Annotated in this window: 18 protein-coding genes and 3 pseudogenes; 18 read left to right on the top strand and 3 right to left on the bottom strand. The window is 34.7% G+C overall.

Annotated features, from left to right (window positions below; all coding sequences use genetic code 11):
• Positions 1–331: 331 nt before the first annotated feature.
• The 5 genes and pseudogenes from HWV59_RS14460 (at position 332) to HWV59_RS27550 (ending at position 3,558) form a co-directional block, all read left to right on the top strand.
• Positions 332–783: pseudogene (locus HWV59_RS14460) on the top strand (hypothetical protein).
• 329 nt (positions 784–1,112) lie between these two features.
• Complete coding sequence (locus HWV59_RS14455; protein ID WP_175639262.1) at positions 1,113–1,343, top strand: DNA/RNA non-specific endonuclease; 231 nt, start codon at positions 1,113–1,115, stop codon at positions 1,341–1,343.
• Entirely contained in the window at positions 1,343–1,828 is a 486-nt protein-coding gene (locus HWV59_RS14450; RefSeq protein ID WP_235991741.1) for an immunity protein YezG family protein, read from the top strand. Before HWV59_RS14455 ends, HWV59_RS14450 begins: the two co-directional genes overlap by 1 nt.
• A 346-nt stretch (positions 1,829–2,174) precedes the next feature.
• Positions 2,175–2,628: pseudogene (locus HWV59_RS14445) on the top strand (immunity protein YezG family protein).
• 483 nt (positions 2,629–3,111) lie between these two features.
• On the top strand, positions 3,112–3,558 hold the full coding sequence (locus HWV59_RS27550; RefSeq protein ID WP_175640072.1) for a pre-toxin TG domain-containing protein: 447 nt from the start codon (positions 3,112–3,114) through the stop codon (positions 3,556–3,558).
• Positions 3,559–3,703: 145 nt separating this feature from the next.
• Here the strand turns inward: HWV59_RS27550 and HWV59_RS14435 are convergent, their stop codons facing one another.
• Both HWV59_RS14435 and HWV59_RS14430 read right to left on the bottom strand, forming a co-directional pair.
• Positions 3,704–4,915: an MFS transporter gene (locus tag HWV59_RS14435; protein WP_175639260.1), complete on the bottom strand. Its 1,212-nt coding sequence runs from the start codon at positions 4,913–4,915 to the stop codon at positions 3,704–3,706.
• A 45-nt stretch (positions 4,916–4,960) separates the two neighbouring features.
• Positions 4,961–5,338, bottom strand: a pseudogene (locus HWV59_RS14430) (ankyrin repeat domain-containing protein); the annotation flags it as partial.
• A gap of 144 nt (positions 5,339–5,482) precedes the next feature.
• On the opposite strand from HWV59_RS14430, the gene HWV59_RS14425 reads away from it, so the two are divergent.
• The 7 genes from HWV59_RS14425 (at position 5,483) to HWV59_RS14395 (ending at position 11,694) form a co-directional block, all read left to right on the top strand.
• Positions 5,483–7,591 (top strand): BglG family transcription antiterminator, encoded by a 2,109-nt coding sequence (locus HWV59_RS14425; protein WP_175639259.1) that lies wholly within the window; start codon positions 5,483–5,485, stop codon positions 7,589–7,591.
• 66 nt (positions 7,592–7,657) lie between these two features.
• Positions 7,658–7,966 carry a PTS sugar transporter subunit IIB gene (locus HWV59_RS14420; RefSeq protein ID WP_102231649.1) on the top strand — a complete coding sequence of 103 codons (309 nt, stop codon included), beginning with the start codon at positions 7,658–7,660 and terminating at the stop codon, positions 7,964–7,966.
• 37 nt (positions 7,967–8,003) lie between these two features.
• Positions 8,004–9,293, top strand: a complete 1,290-nt coding sequence (locus HWV59_RS14415; RefSeq protein ID WP_175639258.1) for a PTS sugar transporter subunit IIC — start codon at positions 8,004–8,006, stop codon at positions 9,291–9,293.
• Positions 9,294–9,323: 30 nt separating this feature from the next.
• Positions 9,324–9,722: a tetratricopeptide repeat protein gene (locus HWV59_RS14410; protein ID WP_175639257.1), complete on the top strand. Its 399-nt coding sequence runs from the start codon at positions 9,324–9,326 to the stop codon at positions 9,720–9,722.
• A 42-nt stretch (positions 9,723–9,764) separates the two neighbouring features.
• The gene (locus tag HWV59_RS14405) at positions 9,765–10,649 is read left to right on the top strand and encodes a class II fructose-bisphosphate aldolase (RefSeq protein WP_175639256.1); all 885 of its coding nucleotides are present in this window, start codon (positions 9,765–9,767) and stop codon (positions 10,647–10,649) included.
• 95 nt (positions 10,650–10,744) lie between these two features.
• Positions 10,745–11,371: an AAA family ATPase gene (locus tag HWV59_RS14400; RefSeq protein WP_175639255.1), complete on the top strand. Its 627-nt coding sequence runs from the start codon at positions 10,745–10,747 to the stop codon at positions 11,369–11,371.
• A gap of 56 nt (positions 11,372–11,427) precedes the next feature.
• Entirely contained in the window at positions 11,428–11,694 is a 267-nt protein-coding gene (locus tag HWV59_RS14395; RefSeq protein WP_175639254.1) for a phosphocarrier protein HPr, read from the top strand.
• A gap of 245 nt (positions 11,695–11,939) precedes the next feature.
• On the opposite strand, the gene HWV59_RS14390 is transcribed toward HWV59_RS14395, so the two are convergent.
• A complete protein-coding gene (locus HWV59_RS14390; protein ID WP_175639253.1) occupies positions 11,940–12,926 on the bottom strand; it encodes an NAD(P)-dependent alcohol dehydrogenase in 987 nt (328 codons plus the stop codon).
• 226 nt (positions 12,927–13,152) lie between these two features.
• Between HWV59_RS14390 and HWV59_RS14385 the strand changes: the two genes are divergently transcribed.
• From HWV59_RS14385 to HWV59_RS14360, 6 genes are all read left to right on the top strand, one after another.
• The gene (locus tag HWV59_RS14385) at positions 13,153–13,494 is read left to right on the top strand and encodes a PadR family transcriptional regulator (protein WP_175639252.1); all 342 of its coding nucleotides are present in this window, start codon (positions 13,153–13,155) and stop codon (positions 13,492–13,494) included.
• Complete coding sequence (locus HWV59_RS14380; RefSeq protein ID WP_235991740.1) at positions 13,491–13,877, top strand: hypothetical protein; 387 nt, start codon at positions 13,491–13,493, stop codon at positions 13,875–13,877. Before HWV59_RS14385 ends, HWV59_RS14380 begins: the two co-directional genes overlap by 4 nt.
• A 46-nt stretch (positions 13,878–13,923) precedes the next feature.
• Positions 13,924–14,361: a hypothetical protein gene (locus HWV59_RS14375; RefSeq protein WP_175639251.1), complete on the top strand. Its 438-nt coding sequence runs from the start codon at positions 13,924–13,926 to the stop codon at positions 14,359–14,361.
• A 167-nt stretch (positions 14,362–14,528) separates the two neighbouring features.
• Positions 14,529–16,331, top strand: a complete 1,803-nt coding sequence (locus HWV59_RS14370; RefSeq protein WP_175639250.1) for a sigma-54-dependent Fis family transcriptional regulator — start codon at positions 14,529–14,531, stop codon at positions 16,329–16,331.
• 198 nt (positions 16,332–16,529) lie between these two features.
• Entirely contained in the window at positions 16,530–17,885 is a 1,356-nt protein-coding gene (gene lpdA, locus HWV59_RS14365) for a dihydrolipoyl dehydrogenase (protein WP_175640071.1), read from the top strand.
• A gap of 18 nt (positions 17,886–17,903) precedes the next feature.
• On the top strand, positions 17,904–18,860 hold the full coding sequence (locus HWV59_RS14360) for a thiamine pyrophosphate-dependent dehydrogenase E1 component subunit alpha (RefSeq protein WP_102231661.1): 957 nt from the start codon (positions 17,904–17,906) through the stop codon (positions 18,858–18,860).
• The last annotated feature ends 26 nt before the right edge of the window (positions 18,861–18,886 follow it).

Raw genomic sequence — 18,886 nt, 5'->3', positions numbered from 1 at the left:
TATTTTTAGCTGGTTGATAAATTGCTTGTGTGAAATTCTAAGTGATTATACAGATAGTTTACCAATAAGCTGAAAAGTAAAGAATGATATGTAATAAGTGGGACTAAAAGACTGCACTAAGTTATTTAAATGAGTTTACTAAAAAGTATTCTTCTAGTTTAGAAATTTCAACTGGGAAATTCAATACTAATGCTTTAAAAGGTGGTCGACTTTAAGGAGAATTAATTTTAGAAGTCCCTGTACAAATAAAACCAATTCCACAAAAAATTATTGAAGAGGCTAATAAGAAGGGGATTATTATTCGTGATATTACTGTGAAGGTGTATAATTAATGGAACTTTACTATTGTGATAAATGGTCTAATATTAAAAAGAAACCTTGGAATATAATTGATGAAAAGACAGCAAAGACATTTCATGATAATCGCCAATCGTATACTGCCGTACTAAGTGATGGGGAACAACCAAAGTATCTAGTAAACGGCACTGATAAATGGGTATCAGTAAGTTTTATGATGATTTCACTCGTAAGTATCTAAATTATGACTTTGAAGTTATGAGTGAGGGTAAGATTTTTTTAAGAGCTGCAATGTATTGGGAATATGATGAGGAAACTAGTAGTTTGATTTTGGGTTTCCGCGAAGATGGCTATATAGTTATGAAAAAAAGAGACTTTAACAATGGATTAGTAGAAGAGCGGGAGAGTAGAGATACTCTAGAAAGGAACTGGGATATATTTCCTAAATTTGGTCAGTATTTATATTTGTGCAAAGAAGAAAGATAAGTGTAAGTAGTCACAACGAGAAGTTGATGAGGTTATACGTTTTAATAAAAAGAAAATATCTCATAATATATACAATAATTATATGGAATATGGAATTGCCTATAATACTACTAAATTGAGCACTAAATTGTCTAATTGACAACTAGTGCTTTTTCTTATGTAGTCATGGTAAAGTTTAGGTGAATAAAAGATGCTGAGGGGAAATAAGTACGTTCTAGCAATGTGGATTAGGAAAGTAACTAATCAAATTAAGTAATTGCATCTATGCTTCTTTTTAGTAACATGGATTCTATTATGCTGAAAAAAGTTCTTGGTGAAGTAAAACAAGCTTGAATCTTATACCACAAAATAGCCAAATTAATAGAAGAGGTGTAGTTTGGTACGAAATGGAGACGGAGAGGGCTAACGCCTTGAAAGAGATCCCGCCTAAAAAAGTCTCTGTAAGCATTGAACCAATTTATACTAGTAATTCTATGCGTCCTAATTCATTTATGGTCGAATATGAGATTGAAGGCGAATTCCCAGTGATTCGTGAAATTGCAAATAAGTCAGGAGGCTGATGTCAGTGAGTTTTGAATTAGAATTAAATAGGTTATATAATGAAATCTTACAACAGGTTAATGATATGATTCCAACTGATTGGGAAAATATATATTTCAATGGTGAAGTTAAGGAGGGTGAGGGAGGAGTATTCTTCTTTTTCACTCCGAAAAATGACGGTAAACACATTTTTTCGCATTATATTCCAAAATTATATAGTGTAGATAAGAGAGCTTATAATAAAGAAGTTCATAAATTATTTCAACTAACTGTCGAACTTCAAAAAGTTTTTACTGATAACGATCAAGAGCCATGGTTTTCAGTGACATTATTATTAAATGCATCTGGAAAATTGAATGTGAATTTTGATTATACTAATTGGTTTGAAAGTGAATTTGGTCCAACAGCAAGAATTAAGTATTTTGAATACAAATATTTAAGCCAAAATAATGAACAATTCGATTTAGACTTAATTGAGAAAATGAAAAATTTCGAAGAGAAGTAATCTTATAAAGCACCTGGTTTGTCTTTATGCAAAAGGTGCTATTTTTGGTTAGAACTGGTTTGCTCGAGGAAGTAGAGATTGCATTAGTCATTAAAATAAAAAAATGTTTATAACAAGTATTTGAGAACCTTGATTAGCATTTGCTATTCAAGGTTCTTTTTCGAGGTTTTTCAAGCTGTAAAAAACTTATAGTAATCATCTATGTAAATTTGGTCTTCGCTTGGTGTAGATGTTGAAATAGTCTATTATGAGAAATATGCGCTCAAAGAAATTTGTTGTTATTTATTTAATTGATGGTGAACCGGGCTTTGCAACATTTAACAATTTTTAAAGGAGTGCAGGTAGTATAAAAGAATTTGAATATAGATTTAGTGAATTACAATCCGATATTATTTCAATATGTATGGAATATGTTGAAGATAGAGCTGATAAAGTATACGTCTATGCTTCATGTGAAGAAGGTATGATATCGGGTAAGTTCTTTTATTTAATTAACAATCAATATGTAAAGTGTCACAAGGTGAATGATGCATTGAAGATTGGAGAAGAAAGATATGATGTGTCTCCTGGACGAATGTTTAAGGTTTTACAAATTATAGGAGAAGATATTGAAAAAATTGAAATCTTATGCTAAGAATTTGAGAGAGAAATGCCAACTGAGATGAAATTAATATTTGATGTTAAGAGTGGCAAGTTTCAAGCTGAATACAAGTATGATTTAATACATACAATTGATGATTTAAAAACTGCAGACGATATTGCAGATGAGTGGTGAGGAAATCAAGAACAATAATGTTTAAAATTCTTATAGTTTTTTAAGCATAATAATTCAAATTGTTGTTTGACTTGAATTGTATAAGCATATTGATAAAAGCAAATTCAAAAAATATATAAGGTTATTAACCTAATAGCTAAATTGTTTTACAACTTACTACAAGCACTTGATTGTTCATTAGACATCAGGTGCTATTTTCATAATTAAATAAATTTGGATAATCATTAAAGTTTTAAATTGAAGAACATGAAACTGAAGAAACAGGTTTTTTCGGAATTAGAATAATAATTATGCTTATGCAGAGGCAGACGAAGTTAAACAGATACTTTCTAATGTGATGAACATAAAGGAAATTAGTAAGAAGATTGAAGAATTAGTTCAACCAATGATTTCAATCCCGCAATAGCCGCTGTAAAGAAAAAGAGAGAAAACACCATCAAGGGCGTTGATGCATTAGATCAACAATTATTAGAAGAATACAAAGGTATCAGAAAGTGCTGAATTCCATATTGGAGCACTTTTTCAACAACTGTTAGAAGCAACAGCACAAGGTAACACAATTTCTCCAATAAATTTTGATGCGCAAGCATATAAAGCGAGTGAGGCCTATCAACTGTCAGATGAGGTCCAGCAATACTCAGATGACTACCTCTCATTTAAAGAAGAGCAGGAAAAAATTAGAGCAGAGTTAAAAAAGGCCGAAGAATTAGAAACCGGTCCGATATATGAAAAAGCGTGGGATACCATCAAAACCTTTGCTGGAGAAGCATCTGGATATTACGATTTTCGCCGTGCAAAAGATGGCGTTGACCCCGTAACAGGCGAAGAACTATCAGAAGGCCAACGAGTAGCCGCTGGCACAATGGCCACCTCAGGATTCATACCGGTTCTAGGCTGGGGAGGAAGAATACTCAAGGGTGGAAGTGCGATCATCAAAACCGCTAAAGGAATATAAATGTTTTTAGAACAAATATTAGAGGAACCTTAATCGCAAAGGAAACAATAATCGTTCCTTATTCCATTAAATGGCTATATAGGAGATAACGCAAATACTACCCCAAAAACTAGATTTTGACTCTAACTTTCGGGGACATTGATAGTTAAGACATGTATTTACTTTTGGTTTTTGATAAATTTATTGTATTACTTTTTATTAGATGAACTAATAAGGCGATTAAAGGCAAAGCTGTTCCAATGATTAAAGTTACTTCACTATTAAATTTGTAGTAAGTATAACTTCCAATCCATGAACCAAAGGCTCCTCCCAAGAAGAAAATAGTCATATATAATCCATTAAGTCTGTTTCTTATTTCAGGATTCAAACCGAAGATAACTTTTTGACCTAATAGTACATTTCCGGATACACCAATATCAATACTTATACCTGAGATAGTTATTAAAATAACACTAGTTAGTGAATGATCTCTAACAAAGAATAATAGAACAATCGATAATAATACAAGCATCATTGATACATTAGTCATTATAGAAATAAAACCTTTATCTGCTATTTTACCAATAGTAGGAGTCAATAAAGCTCCCGCAATAGCAACAAAGCCAAATAATGCAATTTCATTATTGGAAAAATGTAATGGCTCAGAACTTAATAAAATTGGCATGACTGTCCAATACAAACTAAATGTTGCAAATAAACACGCGTGATAAAATGCTCTCTGTTGCAAAGGAGATGTATTTATTAGTAGCTTCACCATAGAAGCTATTAATTTTGGATATGACATGTTGCTAGTCGATACTACTTCATAGTTGGGCAAAAATTTTATAATTAACAGTAACATAACAACTAGAGTTATTAATGAAAAAAGAAATACCATTCTCCAACCAAACCAACCCGCTATTCCGATAGATAAAGGGCGAGCAATCATAATCCCAATCAATAAACCACTCATTACTCTACCCACATATTTACCTGTCTCTTCAATTGGCACTATCCTCATTGTTAGTGGAACTAACATTTGAGCCGCACAAGCTCCGATGCCAATTAACGTTGTTAACAGTATAAAAACAATTCCATTTTCTGAAATAAGCGTCCCAATTAATGAAATAATTGTTAGTCCGATAAGAATTCCTATTATTTTCTTACTCTTAATTAAGTCAGCTAAAGGTACGATTAAAAACAATCCCAATCCATACCCAATTTGTGTAAAAGTAGTGAGCAATCCAGATAATTCAGAAGAGATGTTAAGTTCTCTTGCAATGAGTTGTACTATTGGTTGTGCATAATAAATATTAGCAGCAAGTGAACCACAACTAATTGCCAAAATAAATATTAGAAAGTTTGCTTTTTTAGTCAACTGTGTGATGGTTGTATCATCATAGAATATTTACTTTTTAACAGCCTAATCTTTTTCATCCAACTTTTGCTTTAAATATTCTGCAATTTCTATTTGTCCTCTTTCAAAATCAAATTCATATGCTCCCATATCTTTCATAGTACTTAACAGTGATATCAATATCATTCTGAACAAGAAACTCTACAATATCAAGGCACCCACCATAAATCTGAGAATAAAGAATTTCTATTAGAGTCACTTACATCTAATTTCACACCATGATTAATTAAGTACTCTACAATACTTAATTGTACCTTCACTAGTTGCATGTGCTATAGGAGCTGACTTTGGTACACTTTGTTTTATGTTAATATCTATACCAAATTCAATTAGAAATTTTATCATATCCAATTTTCCAGCTCTAGCTGCAACATGTAGCCATAATTTCAAATGGTGTGTATCATCAAGGATGTTGATTCATCGGAACTTTGTTAACGCTTACAAATTTGCAAATTGAACTTGCAAAAAGATGTACTAAACTATCTGATTATTTCGACTTATAATGAAATCGTGAAAGGGGTTACAGATATGAAAGAAAGGACACAGCGTGTACTCACTAGATTTTTGTCAGTAAATACCTTTTTAACTTGTGAAGATTTGAGTAAAGAGTTCAATGTTAGTGAACGTACATTTCGTAACGAATTGACCCTGATTAATAAATATCTAGCTGATAATAATTATCCTTCCATTACATCGACTAGAGGAAAAGGGTTGAAGTTGGAATTGTCTGAGGAGGATCGTAAAGATATCATTTCTAAAATTGGGGATGACAGAAAGTCTGATTTTTATAGTCCCAATGAACGTTTTCTTGCTTTACTCTTAGATATTGCCAATACGACTACAACGACAATGCTCTATGAAATGGAAGAAAAGCTTCAGGTGTCGAAAAGTACCATGGATGAGGATATGAGAAAACTTCGTCAATATCTACAGGATTACGGAATTTCTGTCGTGAGTTTAACGAAGCAAGGAATTGTATTCAAAGGTGATGAACGATCAATACGCTCCATGTTGTACGACGTGATTAATAGTATGACAGATATTGATTTATTAATGGGATATCGAGATATTGACGCTGTGAATACCTTTGCAGACCAATTTGTCTTAGATTATTTGGACGCACATGTTTTGAGGACGATTAGTAAGCTTTATGACAAAGTCATGGAAAAATCTAAGGTAGAGATTAATCATGTGTATAGAAATCAAAGCATTCTGTTTCTAGGTATATGGGTAAAACGGCTACAAGAAGGTAATACACTTACTGAATTATCAAAGGTTCGAAGCGAAATCAGAGAAGGTTTTGTCAGAAATTTTGTCGATTCGATTTGTGTAGAGTTTGGCTTATATCCATCTCTAAAGGAAATCAAATATACGACCTTTACAATTGAATCTTTTAATCCAAAGGATATGAATAATTCCTTCGATTGGGTTACCGCACAGTTATTAGCTATTCAATTAATTGAACATGTGGAAAAGGTAACTAGAATTCCATTTTCTCAGAGAGAAGAAGATTTATATGAAGGGTTATATAGGCATATTACAGGTTTATTAAGCAGGGCAAAGAATGATCTTCAGGTGTTTAATCCGTTAAAAAATACGATTAAAGAGTCTTATATTGAGATTTATCAAGCAATAACAGGCTTTAGAAAGAAAATTGAGGGTTACATTCAAAAACCATTACTAGATGATGAGATTGGATTTTTGACTGTCTACTTTTCAACTTCTGCGAGCCAAATTAAGCAAAAAGAACATCATGTTTATCAGGCTGTTGTTCTGTGTAATCACGGAATTTCAACTGGTAAACTGTTGGCAGCGAATTTGAAGGAGCAATTCAATATCGAGATTGTAGCGGTATTGAGTACGTATGAATTAGCTTTTATTGACAAGCTAGATGTTGATTTGGTTTTTACAACCATTTCAATAGATTATCAAAGAAAGCCTGTCTTGATGCTTAATCCAATTTTAAGAGAAAGCGATAAAAAGGAAATTAAAGATTTTTTATTCAAAAATAAGGATAAGAGAAGAACCGTATCCAATAAAGTGGATGCTACAAAGCTCATGCAGGATATTCTTACTTTAATTGTTGAAAGCGGTGGCAAGGTTACGAAGGAAAGCTATCAAAAGGTAGAAGAAACATTTAAAGAACATCATCTAAAAATTAATACAAGGGAGATACAGCCGATGTTGCAGGATATTTTGAGTGATTCCAACATTCTACTAAACCAAGAATGTAAAGATTGGAGAGATACAATCATAAAAACTGCTCAGCACTTGGTCATTGAAGAGGTTATTGAAGAGAGATATATTGACGCCATGATTAAGTCAGTTGAAGATTATGGGCCATATATAGTGGTAGGAAAGCATTTAGCATTAGCACATGCAAGACCGGAAGACGGCGTAAATAAATTAGGGGTTAGTGTCATGACGTTAAAGGATCCGGTGAATTTCGGAAATCCGGATAATGATCCGGTGAAGATTGTATTTTGTCTAGCAGCAGTGAATTCTTACTCCCATCTAAATATCATGAAAAATCTGATTGCGTTAATTAATGATGAAGAAAAATTAGACCAATTAATTACAGCACAAGATGTAAGTACATTTAAACAGGTGTTATATGGAAGTAAAGTGATGGAGTGAAGGATGTAATGGAAATAATAGGAATTTATGAATAAATAATCCCAAAATGAAAAAGGAGAGAGTGAAATGAAAAAGTTATCGATTTTATTTGTTTGTGGAGCGGGTTTAGGAAGCAGTTTTGCTTGTCAAATGGCGGCAGAAGATGTGTTAAGCAAATTAGGTGTCAATGCCAAACTTGATCATAGTGATATCTCCTCTGCCGTTTCAGTAAAGCCCGATATTATTATTACGGCACAGAATTTTAAATCTCAATTTGAAAAGTTTACAGTGGATCCCAAACTAACGACAATTGTTTATTTGAGAAATATTGTATCTAAACCAGAGATTGAAGAAAAAATCACCCCGATATTAAAAGAAAAGGGAGTCTTAGTTTAAAAATAATGGAGAGCTAATAAGAGAAGGGGGTTAAAAGATGAGTATCGTAAACTTCATTATCGAGAATATTTTAACTCAAGCAGCAGTCACAATCGCATTGATTGCCATGTTGGGATTATTATTACAAAAGAAATCAGCAGGGCAAGTGATTTCTGGATCATTTAAGACGATGCTAGGATTCATGGTATTGTCAGCAGGTTCTAGCATTATTGTTGGAAGTTTAATCTATTTTGGCAAAATTTTCACAGAAGGTTTTCATATGCAAGGGATTATTCCTTCGATTGAAGCGATTAACGGCCAAGCAATGAATGAGTTAGGCTTGGGGCGTGATATCGCACTAACCTTCTTAGCTATCTTTGTTTTTAATATATTAATTGCAAGGTTCACTAGATGGAAATACATCTTTTTAACAGGCCAGGCTATTCTTTGGATGGCTACGATGACAACTGTTTTTGGTTACTTTGCAGGTTTACGCGGAATTGCATTGATAGTAGTAGGCGGCTTCATTGGCGGCGTCTTTGCGGTAGCAATGCCTGCGATTGCACAGCCATTTGTTCGTAAGATTACTGGTATGGATGATATTGCATTAGGACACTTTTGTACGGTTGGGTATGTGTTTGAAGCAGGTGTAGCGAAGCTAGTTGGCGGAAAAGGCGAAAAGAAAAAATCTGTTGAAGATTTGAAATTACCAGCTCAATTTGAATTTTTACAAGATACCTATTTATCTTTGATGGTCGTCATGACTCCGCTTTTTATTATTACAGCAGCGTTTGCAGGTGAAGAGTTCGCTTCTTCATTATCAGGAGATACGCATTATTTAATGTTTGCTTTCTTACAATCTATCCAATTCGTAGTTGGAGTGTATGTTTTACTAGCTGGGGTTCGTTTATTGCTAGGTGAAATTGTTCCGGCATTTAGAGGGATTGCGATGCGCTTGGTTCCTAATGCTAAGCCTGCATTAGATTGTCCAGTTCTTTTCCCGTACAGTCCTAATGCTGTCATTGTTGGGTTTATTACAACGACTATAGGTTCCATTATTGCCATGTTTGTCTTACCAGTCTTTGGGTTGGCAATGATCCTGCCAGGTATGCTTACAGCTTTCTTCGCTGGTGGGACTGCCGGTATCTTCGGTAACTTAACAGGCGGTATACGCGGAGCTATTATTGGCGGTATTGTACATGGTTTCTTTATTACATTATTACCAGCACTGTTAGTAACGACTTTCAACTCAATGGGGTTTGTCAATGCAACAGCTACAGATGTCGATACAGTATCAGCTGCATTACTTTATGCATGGATTATTGGTCCACTTTTAAAAGCTTTCTAGAATGTGAGAAAGAGAGTAGGAGGATAAAAAATGTTTGGATTTGGTAAGAAGAAATCGAAAGAACCGAAAAAGGAAGTAGTCGAAGAGGCAGTGCTAACATCAGAACGAAAAGAAGAATTACTACACATGATCTCTCTTAAAAAAGAGAAGCTGAATCAAGCTGGGGGAGAAGAACAAGCAAAAATGTATGAGGAGATTGGTCTGGCATTTCATGAGCTGGGTGAAGAAGACCATGCAATTGATTCGTTAGAAAAAAGTATTGAGACCAAAAAAACATTAGGAAATGGCTACAAAACATTATTAAAACTATATAACAAGAAGCGTGCAGAGGCTGCCAAAGTAAATGATAACGAAGCATTACAAATATACCTAAAGAAAATGGATCAAATGATGCAAGTTTCAAAGGAAGTTACACGAGGTGTGAGATAAGAAAGAAAATAAAAGTTCATAATAAAAGGAGATTAATTAATCATGTACACAACATTAAAAGAAGTTACACGTATGGCAGAACAATTGAATTATACAGTTGGTTCATTTAATGCACATAATTTAGAGATGTTACCTGACATGATACGTGCAGCAAAAGAATTAGGAGCACCAATAATTATTCAAACAAGTATCGATACTGCGAAATATATTGGTCATGAAAATTTTGTAGCTGTATGTAAATCCATGGCATCAAATGAAATGGTAGATGTAGTATTACATTTAGACCATGCAAGGGATTTTGATGATATTAAAGAGGCAATTGATAAAGGATATACATCAGTGATGTATGATGGTTCTCATTTACCATTTAAAGAAAACATTATGAAGACAAGAGCAGTAGTGGCATATGCACACAAATATGGTGTTTCAGTAGAGGGCGAACTAGGGACTATCGGAGGTACTGAAGAAGGGATTCATGTAGACGAGAATGATAAGGTTTATACCGATCCAAAAGATGCAGAAGAGTTTGTTAAAGCAACAGGGGTAGACGCTCTGGCTATTGCGATTGGTACTAATCATGGGCAATATAAATCTAAAACAGAAGTAAATCTGCCACTACTAAAAGAAATTAATGCTGCAGTAGATGTACCTTTAGTTATTCATGGAGGTACAGGTGTAAATGAAAAGGATATTCCTGAATTAATTCATAACGGAATTCGTAAATTTAATGTTGGAACTGAACTGTTAGTAGCGTGGACACAAACAGCAAAAGAAACATTCGGAGAAACAAAAATAACTAAATCATTACGACATAATATAATTCCCTGTAATAAGGCAGTAAAAGAAATTGTCAAACATAAAATTGCCATCTTCATGAATAAGAAAGACCGTACCTTTCAACTAAATAATTATGAAAAAGTTCAATAATCTTTTTCAATAGGATATTGATAATGTGGCTGATGAAGTGAGTATAGGGAATTCCTTATACTCTTTCTATATTCATTAGATGATGAGGTGGTAGGATGGATAAAGTCTTAATCTTATTAGCCGGTTTACCAGGAACAGGAAAAACCTACCTAAGTAATATCATTCAAAGTAAATTAGGAACATTTTATAACCTTTCTCAGGATAGCTTGAAAGAATATTACTTTGATATGTATGGTTTTCATAATTTAGAAGAAAAGCAGGAGATCGAAAAGATAGCATGGACGAAGTACTATGAAATAATGGAACAGCAAATGCAAGTAGGTAAAAATATGATGTCGGATTATCCTTTTAGTCAGAAACAAAAACCTCATATTCAGAAATTGGTAGAAAAATATGGTTATGAGGTCGTTACTATTCGGCTAATTGCAGACTTAGAAGTTTTGTTTGATCGACAAAAGAAGCGAGATTTGGATCCGACAAGGCATCTGAGTCACATTGTGAATTCTTACAAAAAAGGAGATCATTTACCTAATAGAAGGAATGCGGATAATTTATTAACCTATGAAGAGTTTATCAATAGGTGCACAACAAGAGGGTATGAAACGTTTGAATTAGGAAAATTATATGAAGTGGATGTATCAGATTTTACAAAAGTGAATTATTCTATGTTGGTAGAAGATCTAAGAAGATGGTGCATGACAAAAACTAGCAAAGAAATTTGAAATCAAATCTAAATAAAGAGAATTATTAAAGTTTTAATAGAAACGGAGGAAATAATATGGTTGAAAAAGTATATAAAATCATTAGCGACTCTGGAATTCATGCGAGACCAGCAACCTTATTAGTTAACATGGTTACGCCTTATTCTTCAGATGTATTAATTGAGTATAAAGGAAAACAGATAGATTTAAAATCAATTCTGGGTGTAATGTCTCTAGGAATCCCAGAGGGAGAAACGATTAAAATAATTGCTCAAGGCGATGATGAAGAACAAGTATTAGCAAATATTGACGAAATGATGAAAATAGAAGGATTAGGAGTTTAAATTCAGTTTCAAGTTTGATAATTCAAAATTCACCATTGATTGGAATTGTAAATAAATTATTAATGATATTAGTAAACAATCAAAAATCACCTATTATTTGTTGAGTATTAGGTGATTTTTCCAATTATAAAATTCTTATTTACGGCATTAAAATTAGTTTTTATTCACAAACTTATGATTCTTAATATTGTAATCTACATTACTGACCTATTTACCTAGGGTCGGTCATTTAGGTCTATATTAATTTAGGATTTTAAATTATCTCCCACATTTACCACAACATTCCCTATCTTATGCCCTTTCTCCACATAACGATGAGCCTCAACAATCTCATCAAACTCATAATACCTATCAACGACAACCTTCAATTTCTCATTCTCAACAAGTTCCTTAAGAAAGTCCAGTGCTTCTGAAGTTTCAGGTGCATTTCGACTCAATAACAATTTTTTGCTGCTTGTCAAATGAGTCCATAGCATTTGATCATCTGGCAGCGGTTCAGTGACATTAATATAGGTACCGCCTTTCTTTAACACCTTCATACAAGCTGAAAAGGAACTCTTGTTTACTGCTTCAAAGATCACATCATAAGACTCACCCTTACTAGAAAAATCTTCTGCTGTATAATCTATTACTTTGTCTGCTCCCAGTGATTTAACCAATTCCAAGTTTGCAGTACTGCATACCCCTGTAACGTTCGCTCCGAAATACTTGGCAATTTGAACGGCATAACTTCCTACACTTCCTGACGCACCATACACGAGAACCTTTTGTTCGTTTTGGATATTTGCTTTCCTTATAAAATACAACGCTGTTCGTGCTCCAATTGGAATGGCAGCAGCTTCCCCAAAAGTAATATTTGAAGGTTTAATAGATACAGGACCATCTTCTGATAAACATTTATATTCTGCATAAGCACCAAACCCCGAGAGAGATGCTGCAAAAACTTGGTCACCCACCTTAAACCTTGTGACATCTTTTCCAACAGACTCAATTTCTCCAGCTAACTCCATCCCTAATATCTCTTTTTTTGGTTGTCTAAAGCCAAGTGTTATTCGGGCAGGCAGCCAAAAAGCGGGAGGAACGGTAAAACTCCGTGATCGAATATCTGCTACTGTTACGGTTGTGGCTTTTACTTTTACCAAAATCTCATTTTCTTTAGGGATAGGTTTCTCTACCTCTTTCTGTTGAAGAACGTCGGGGGGACCATAATTGGTATACACAATTGCTTTCATTATCCACCTCTAATTCGTTTTGTTAACTCTATCATACGAATCTTACGAATAAATAGACCATTGGTTCCACTTTTAAATATTAGTTCTAAAGTTAAAAATGGCTGTAGCCATAGTGAAATCTACAAAACAGCCAAAGAAATGAATGCAGATAAATAAATTCCAGAATTTTACTAGTTTTTTCGAATATATACTTGAAAGAAGTATATAATTTTGTTAAATTTATCCTATGGATAGAACAAGTTTAATTAAAGGTCACTTAGAAATGTGTGTATTATCTATTTTGTCAAAAGAAAAAAGCTATGGTTATGAAATTATGAAGGAGCTTGAAGAACATAATTTAAAGCTGAAAGGAGTAGGAAGTATTTATCCCATTTTGACTAAACTTAAAGATCAAGAGTGGGTTGATACATATCGGGAAATGACAGATAACGGAAAGGTTAGAGTTTATTATGAAATCAATGAAAAAGGAAAAAAGCATCTTCAGATAAAAATCAATGAGTGGTTGGAGTTACAACAAGATATAAAATCTTTACTGCAAAGTGGGTTGAAAGGAGATCAGTTGAAATGAATATGAAATTGAACAGGGAAGAACAACAATTTTTAAACGAAGTTCTTGATGAATTAAGACAATATCAAATAAGTACAAAAGCTAGAAGGAATATTAAACAGCAACTTCTGGAACATATTCAGGAATCTCGTGAACACGGGAGAGATAGCTTAGAGGATTTAGGTGATACGCAAGACTTTATAAAGGATTTTTTAGAGATCTATGGAAAAGATCTTCATTCAGAAATAAAGCAGGTACGAAAATCAAAAAGTAAAACAGGTGTTTTATTTGTAATAGGATTCTTTTCTTTAATCCTTACCTACCTTGGCTCCCAGCTATTACTCTCTATGTTTTTAACGGAATCCTTTAATCCGCAAAATACTGACAGTTCATTTAACGCCTGATTCACATGCAGAAGTATTCTATATCCCGGAAAAAGGTTGGGGTGGTGTGATTCTTACTAATAAAAATCATATTTTAGAAGAAGAGGGACTAATATTCCTAAAGCAAGGGATTATCAATCTATTAAATGGAGAGGAGCCAGTTGATATCCCTCCATTCAAGCCTATTACTCAATTCATTTTAATAGGGATTGGATGCCTGCTTTTTGGAATGTTCATTTATCTACTTGTAAAGATTAAATCAAGAAAAATTCGCAAAATAAATGTATGGCGTATCTCCGGTAGTATTCAACTCATTTTATCTGTTGCTATCATTCCTTTACTAATCTATGGTACGGGTTCACCATGGCATTCGATAACAGTATTTGCAGCTGATGTTGCTTTACTTACTAAAATAATTGTTATCTTGTTGGCTTTGAATGGTTTATTATCACTATATATTTCATTTAGACATTTAAGAGTTACTAGATATAAAGTGCCGTTTTAGAAAATGCGTAGGACAACGTCTTGGTTCTTTCTATACAATAACAAAAGAGGTATTTCCTCATAACTAAATAGGAATTGCCTATTGGTTTTAATTTAAAGAACACCAATCCATTTGAACCAAACCCACGACAATTATATAATGAAAGGGGATACAAAGGAGGGGTGTACATGAGTTTGGAGATTCGGCAAACGTGGGAGAAGTACATTCATGAAAATAAACTGGATCCGTCTAATATTGATAAGGTTATTCTTGATTCTTGGAAGCTTAGTAAAAAGTTTAACGTGAACCCGAATAAAGGGATTGGCAGCCGAATTCTTACGGCAAATGATTTTAAAACGAGATTAAGAGAAAATGAGACGATGATTTCATTGGCTAAAAGAAGCTTGGACCGCTTTAGTATGTTGTTTAAAAATATAGAGTTTATCCTCGTCCTAACAGATGCTGACGGGTATATTTTATGGCAATCAGGCCATGAGGGATTGAAAGAAACTGCGAGAGATATTGGGTTTTGGCAAGGTTCTCAGTGGACGGAATCTGTGGTTGGTACGAATGCGATTGGAGTGGCTTTGCGAACAAAAGAAGCGAATATCATCCATGGATACGAGCATTTTGCTAAAGCCTCCCAAAGGTGGAGCTGTGTTTCTTCTCCCATATTTGGAGTAGATGACCAAGTGAAAGGGGTAGTAGACTTATCGATGCCTGCCCATTATCCAAAGGAAATTGATTTTCTCGTAAGGGTCCAGCTGATTGCAGACTTTATCTCGGAAGCATTACAAAGAAAGGCATATGAAGACCAAAAGTATATGCTGCAATATTACTCTAGTAAAAAACAACCTGGTATTTTGTGCGACTCCTCAATGATGATTCTACATTTATCCTCTGAACTAATAGACGAGCCTGATTCTTATATAGGAAAAAAACTTCATGACATAACAAAGAATGAGAGGATTATAGGAAAGCAGGAACCAATTTTGAAAGAAGGTACCTGTATCGGCTACTTTGTACATGGCTTGAAACAAAGAGTAGCAGATCAAACGTTTGAATTTCCATATGTAGCTGGGCGAAGTAAAACATTTCTTGAATTATTAGAAGAAGTAAAAATCGTGGCTCCTACTTCAGCACCTATTCATTTGTTTGGTGAAACTGGGACAGGGAAAGAAGTGTTGGCAAAAACGATCCATGCTAACAGTCCGTTTTCGAAGGGGAAACTCGTTAGTGTCAATTGTGGCTCCATACCGAAGAATTTGATGGAAAGTGAATTGTTCGGTTACGAAAAGGGAGCTTTTACAGGTGCAAACGCTAATGGCTATCAAGGAAAAATTGAGCAGGCCAATCATGGGACCTTGTTTCTTGATGAAATTGAAGATATGCCTGTTTCGATGCAGTCTGACCTGTTGCGCGTTCTTCAAGAGAAGAAGCTGACTCGAATTGGTGGAACCCAAGAAATCCAACTGAATTTTAGACTCATCACAGCAAGCAATCAAGATTTAAAATCCCTGGTCATGAATGGGAAATTTCGAGAAGATTTGTTTTATCGTGTTTATGTTTGTCCTCTACATATTCCACCTCTAAGAGAGCGGAAAGAGGATATCCGTGAGTTCATAAAGTCATTTGAAGACGCGAATAATTGGTATCCTTTATGGGAAAAAGAGTTAATTGAAGTTGCAGAACAGAACCAATGGAATGGAAATATCCGTGAGTTGAATAACTTTTTGGAAAGGTGTCATGTGTACTACAGAGAAAGGACTCCAACTAGGGAACAGTTAGTGCAGTTGATTCATAAAGGCGGGTTATTTACACCGCTTCAAGAAACTAGCAGCAAAAACATCAATTTTAAGGAACAGTTAGAAAAAGAAAACATTATGAATGCCTTAATTCAAAACAATGGCAATATCCCTTTCACCGCCAAACAACTCTCCATGTCAAAAAGCACTCTTTATCGTAAAATCAATAAATATAAGTTGAATTAAAATGATTCAAAATGCGACGATTTGAAACGATTGTCGCATTTTTTATTTTTTGTTTTATAAAATCCGCTTTAGAAGTGGGTGTTGAAATTGGCACGATAATTGCAAGTATAGTTAATGAGATCATCAATAAACAGTTATTGATGTCTTCAATCTAAAACATATTGTAAAAGTCGTATTTTAAGTGATAGGAGGGAAGGAATCTTGCAGCACTTTGATTTAATTGTCATTGGCGCCGGACCAGGTGGGTATGTCGCAGCAATTAGAGCAGCACAAAAAGGGAAGAAAGTCGCGATCATCGAAAAATCGTCTTTAGGTGGCACTTGTTTAAATGTTGGGTGTATCCCATCAAAGACATTTTTGCAGCACAGTGAATGGATTAACAACATAAAAAAAGCGAATCGTCATGGCATATCAGCTGAAGTACAACATATTGACTATGAAAGGCTTGTTGAACGAAAAGAAAAAGTAGTCGGGACGTTGGTACATGGCATCGAATATTTGTTGCGAAAAAACAATATTACCTTGATTAAAGGCGAAGCAACTGTAGGAGAAAGCTTGGTTGTTGTGGTAAAAAATCAACAGTTCAAGGGCAGAGATATCATCCTTGCTACAGGAAGCAGACCTTTTGTTCCACAGATCAAGGGGCTAGACCAAGTCTCGTACCATACGACAGATAGTTTTTTTAATCTCAAAAAACAACCTAAAGATCTGATCATTATTGGCGGCGGAGTAATTGGAATTGAATTAGCCTTTGCGATGGCTCCTCTTGGCACAAAGGTGACTGTTGTTGAGGTAGCAGATGACATACTTTTAACAGAAGATGCCGATGCTCGTGAACAAATAAAAAAGAAAATGGACCAACTCGAAATCGCTTACTATACAAAGGCTAACATTCTTGAAGTAACACCTGATGATGTTGATTTAAAAAATCAAAAGATTCCTTATACAACTCTGCTTGTGGCAGCAGGTAGAAGAGCCAATATCGAAATTGCTCATGACTTACATTTAGAATTAGATGATAAAAAGAAATTTATAAAAGTAAATAGCAACTATTTAACGAGTAAAAATCATGTATATGCAATCGGTGATGTCATAGGAGGATATCAGCTTGCACATGCGGCAAGTCAAGAAGGATTAGTAGCTGTCTCAGCCATTTTCAATGAACAACATCCAACATTACATCAAGATGAAATTCCTAGATGTGTGTACACACACCCTGAAATTGCTTCCTTTGGCCTTAATGAAGAGGAGGCGAAGGCAAAAGGATATGATGTAATCACGAAAAAAATGTCTTTCAATTCAAATGGAAGAGCGATCGCAATGGATGAAACTGACGGCTTTGTCAAAATCATATCCGAAAAGAATGATCATGAAATTTTGGGGGCCGTTGTGGTTGGGGCAAATGCAAGCGAGATACTGAATCAAATACTAGCTGTAAAACATTCAGAAGGCAGAATTGAGGAAATGAGCACCCTTATCTATGGACATCCAAACCTGTCTGAAACGATTAGAGAAACAACTGAGAGTATGTTGTTTAAAGCCATTCATGAATAAGGAAGAGGAGGAAATAGGATGAAAAAGCAGGATGCAATATGGATCTACCAAAAAATGAATGAAATTCGTCAATTTGAAGACAAAGTCCACGAAATATTTGCGAGAGGTGAAATACCTGGATTTGTGCATTTATATGCCGGTGAGGAAGCTGTTGCAACAGGTTTTTGTGCACATTTAAGTGATAGCGATTACATTACGAGCACCCATCGAGGACATGGACATTGTATTGCTAAGGGGTGCGATCTAGATGGAATGATGGCAGAAATTTATGGTAAAGAAACCGGACTTTGTAAAGGGAAAGGGGGTTCCATGCATATTGCTGATATTGATAAAGGCATGCTCGGTGCAAATGGAATGGTTGGCGGGGGGATTCCGCTCGCTGTAGGTGCAGGGCTTAGGAATAAGTATTTGAAAACTGATTCTGTCGTTGTTTGCTTCTTCGGTGATGGAGCGGCCAATGAGGGAACATTCCACGAAGGACTTAATTTAGCGTCCATTTGGAAACTCCCAGTTATCTTCGTTTGTGAAAATAATATGTTCGCAGAAGCCACACCACAATCCTATGCCTCAGGTTCAAAAACAATTGCTGAACGGAGCGCTTCATATAACATGCCTGGAGTTAGAGTAGATGGAAAAGACGTGTTTAAAGTTTATGAGGAAGCGGAAAAAGCGATAAAACGTGCAAGAAACGGGGAAGGACCTGCTTTAATTGAATGTGTCACATATCGTAACTATGGTCATTTCGAGGGAGATGAACAAAAGTATAAAGCTTTAGATGGAGCAGAAAAAGAGCTTGCGGAAAAAGATTGTATTAAACTATTCCGCAAGCAGGCAATTGAACAAAATCTCATGTCAGAGATCGAAGCAGATGAAATTGAAAAAATATCGGAAGAAAAGATCGTTGGAGCGATAAAATTTGCTGAGAAAAGCCCAGAGCCAAGACCAGAATCTTTATATGAAGATGTATTTGCTTAATAAATACAAAGGGAGAGTGTTGGGAA

The sequence above is a fragment of the Metabacillus schmidteae genome, from assembly GCF_903166545.1.
Classification (GTDB): Bacteria; Bacillota; Bacilli; order Bacillales; family Bacillaceae; genus Metabacillus; species Metabacillus schmidteae.
The sequence above is the reverse complement of the archived record's forward strand: the minus strand, read 5'-3'. Positions and strand labels throughout refer to the sequence as shown.

Bases quoted from the DNA above. Each gene is read 5' to 3' on its own strand.
- HWV59_RS14385 (WP_175639252.1), top strand. From the start codon at position 13,153: ATGGATAGAACAAGTTTAATTAAAGGTCACTTAGAAATGTGTGTATTA.
- HWV59_RS14390 (WP_175639253.1), bottom strand. From the start codon at position 12,926: ATGAAAGCAATTGTGTATACCAATTATGGTCCCCCCGACGTTCTTCAA.
- HWV59_RS14410 (WP_175639257.1), top strand. From the start codon at position 9,324: ATGTTTGGATTTGGTAAGAAGAAATCGAAAGAACCGAAAAAGGAAGTA.
- HWV59_RS14415 (WP_175639258.1), top strand. From the start codon at position 8,004: ATGAGTATCGTAAACTTCATTATCGAGAATATTTTAACTCAAGCAGCA.
- HWV59_RS14405 (WP_175639256.1), top strand. From the start codon at position 9,765: ATGTACACAACATTAAAAGAAGTTACACGTATGGCAGAACAATTGAAT.
- HWV59_RS14425 (WP_175639259.1), top strand. From the start codon at position 5,483: ATGAAAGAAAGGACACAGCGTGTACTCACTAGATTTTTGTCAGTAAAT.
- HWV59_RS14370 (WP_175639250.1), top strand. From the start codon at position 14,529: ATGAGTTTGGAGATTCGGCAAACGTGGGAGAAGTACATTCATGAAAAT.
- HWV59_RS14400 (WP_175639255.1), top strand. From the start codon at position 10,745: ATGGATAAAGTCTTAATCTTATTAGCCGGTTTACCAGGAACAGGAAAA.
- HWV59_RS14380 (WP_235991740.1), top strand. From the start codon at position 13,491: ATGAATATGAAATTGAACAGGGAAGAACAACAATTTTTAAACGAAGTT.
- HWV59_RS14450 (WP_235991741.1), top strand. From the start codon at position 1,343: ATGTCAGTGAGTTTTGAATTAGAATTAAATAGGTTATATAATGAAATC.
- HWV59_RS14420 (WP_102231649.1), top strand. From the start codon at position 7,658: ATGAAAAAGTTATCGATTTTATTTGTTTGTGGAGCGGGTTTAGGAAGC.
- HWV59_RS14395 (WP_175639254.1), top strand. From the start codon at position 11,428: ATGGTTGAAAAAGTATATAAAATCATTAGCGACTCTGGAATTCATGCG.
- HWV59_RS14360 (WP_102231661.1), top strand. From the start codon at position 17,904: ATGAAAAAGCAGGATGCAATATGGATCTACCAAAAAATGAATGAAATT.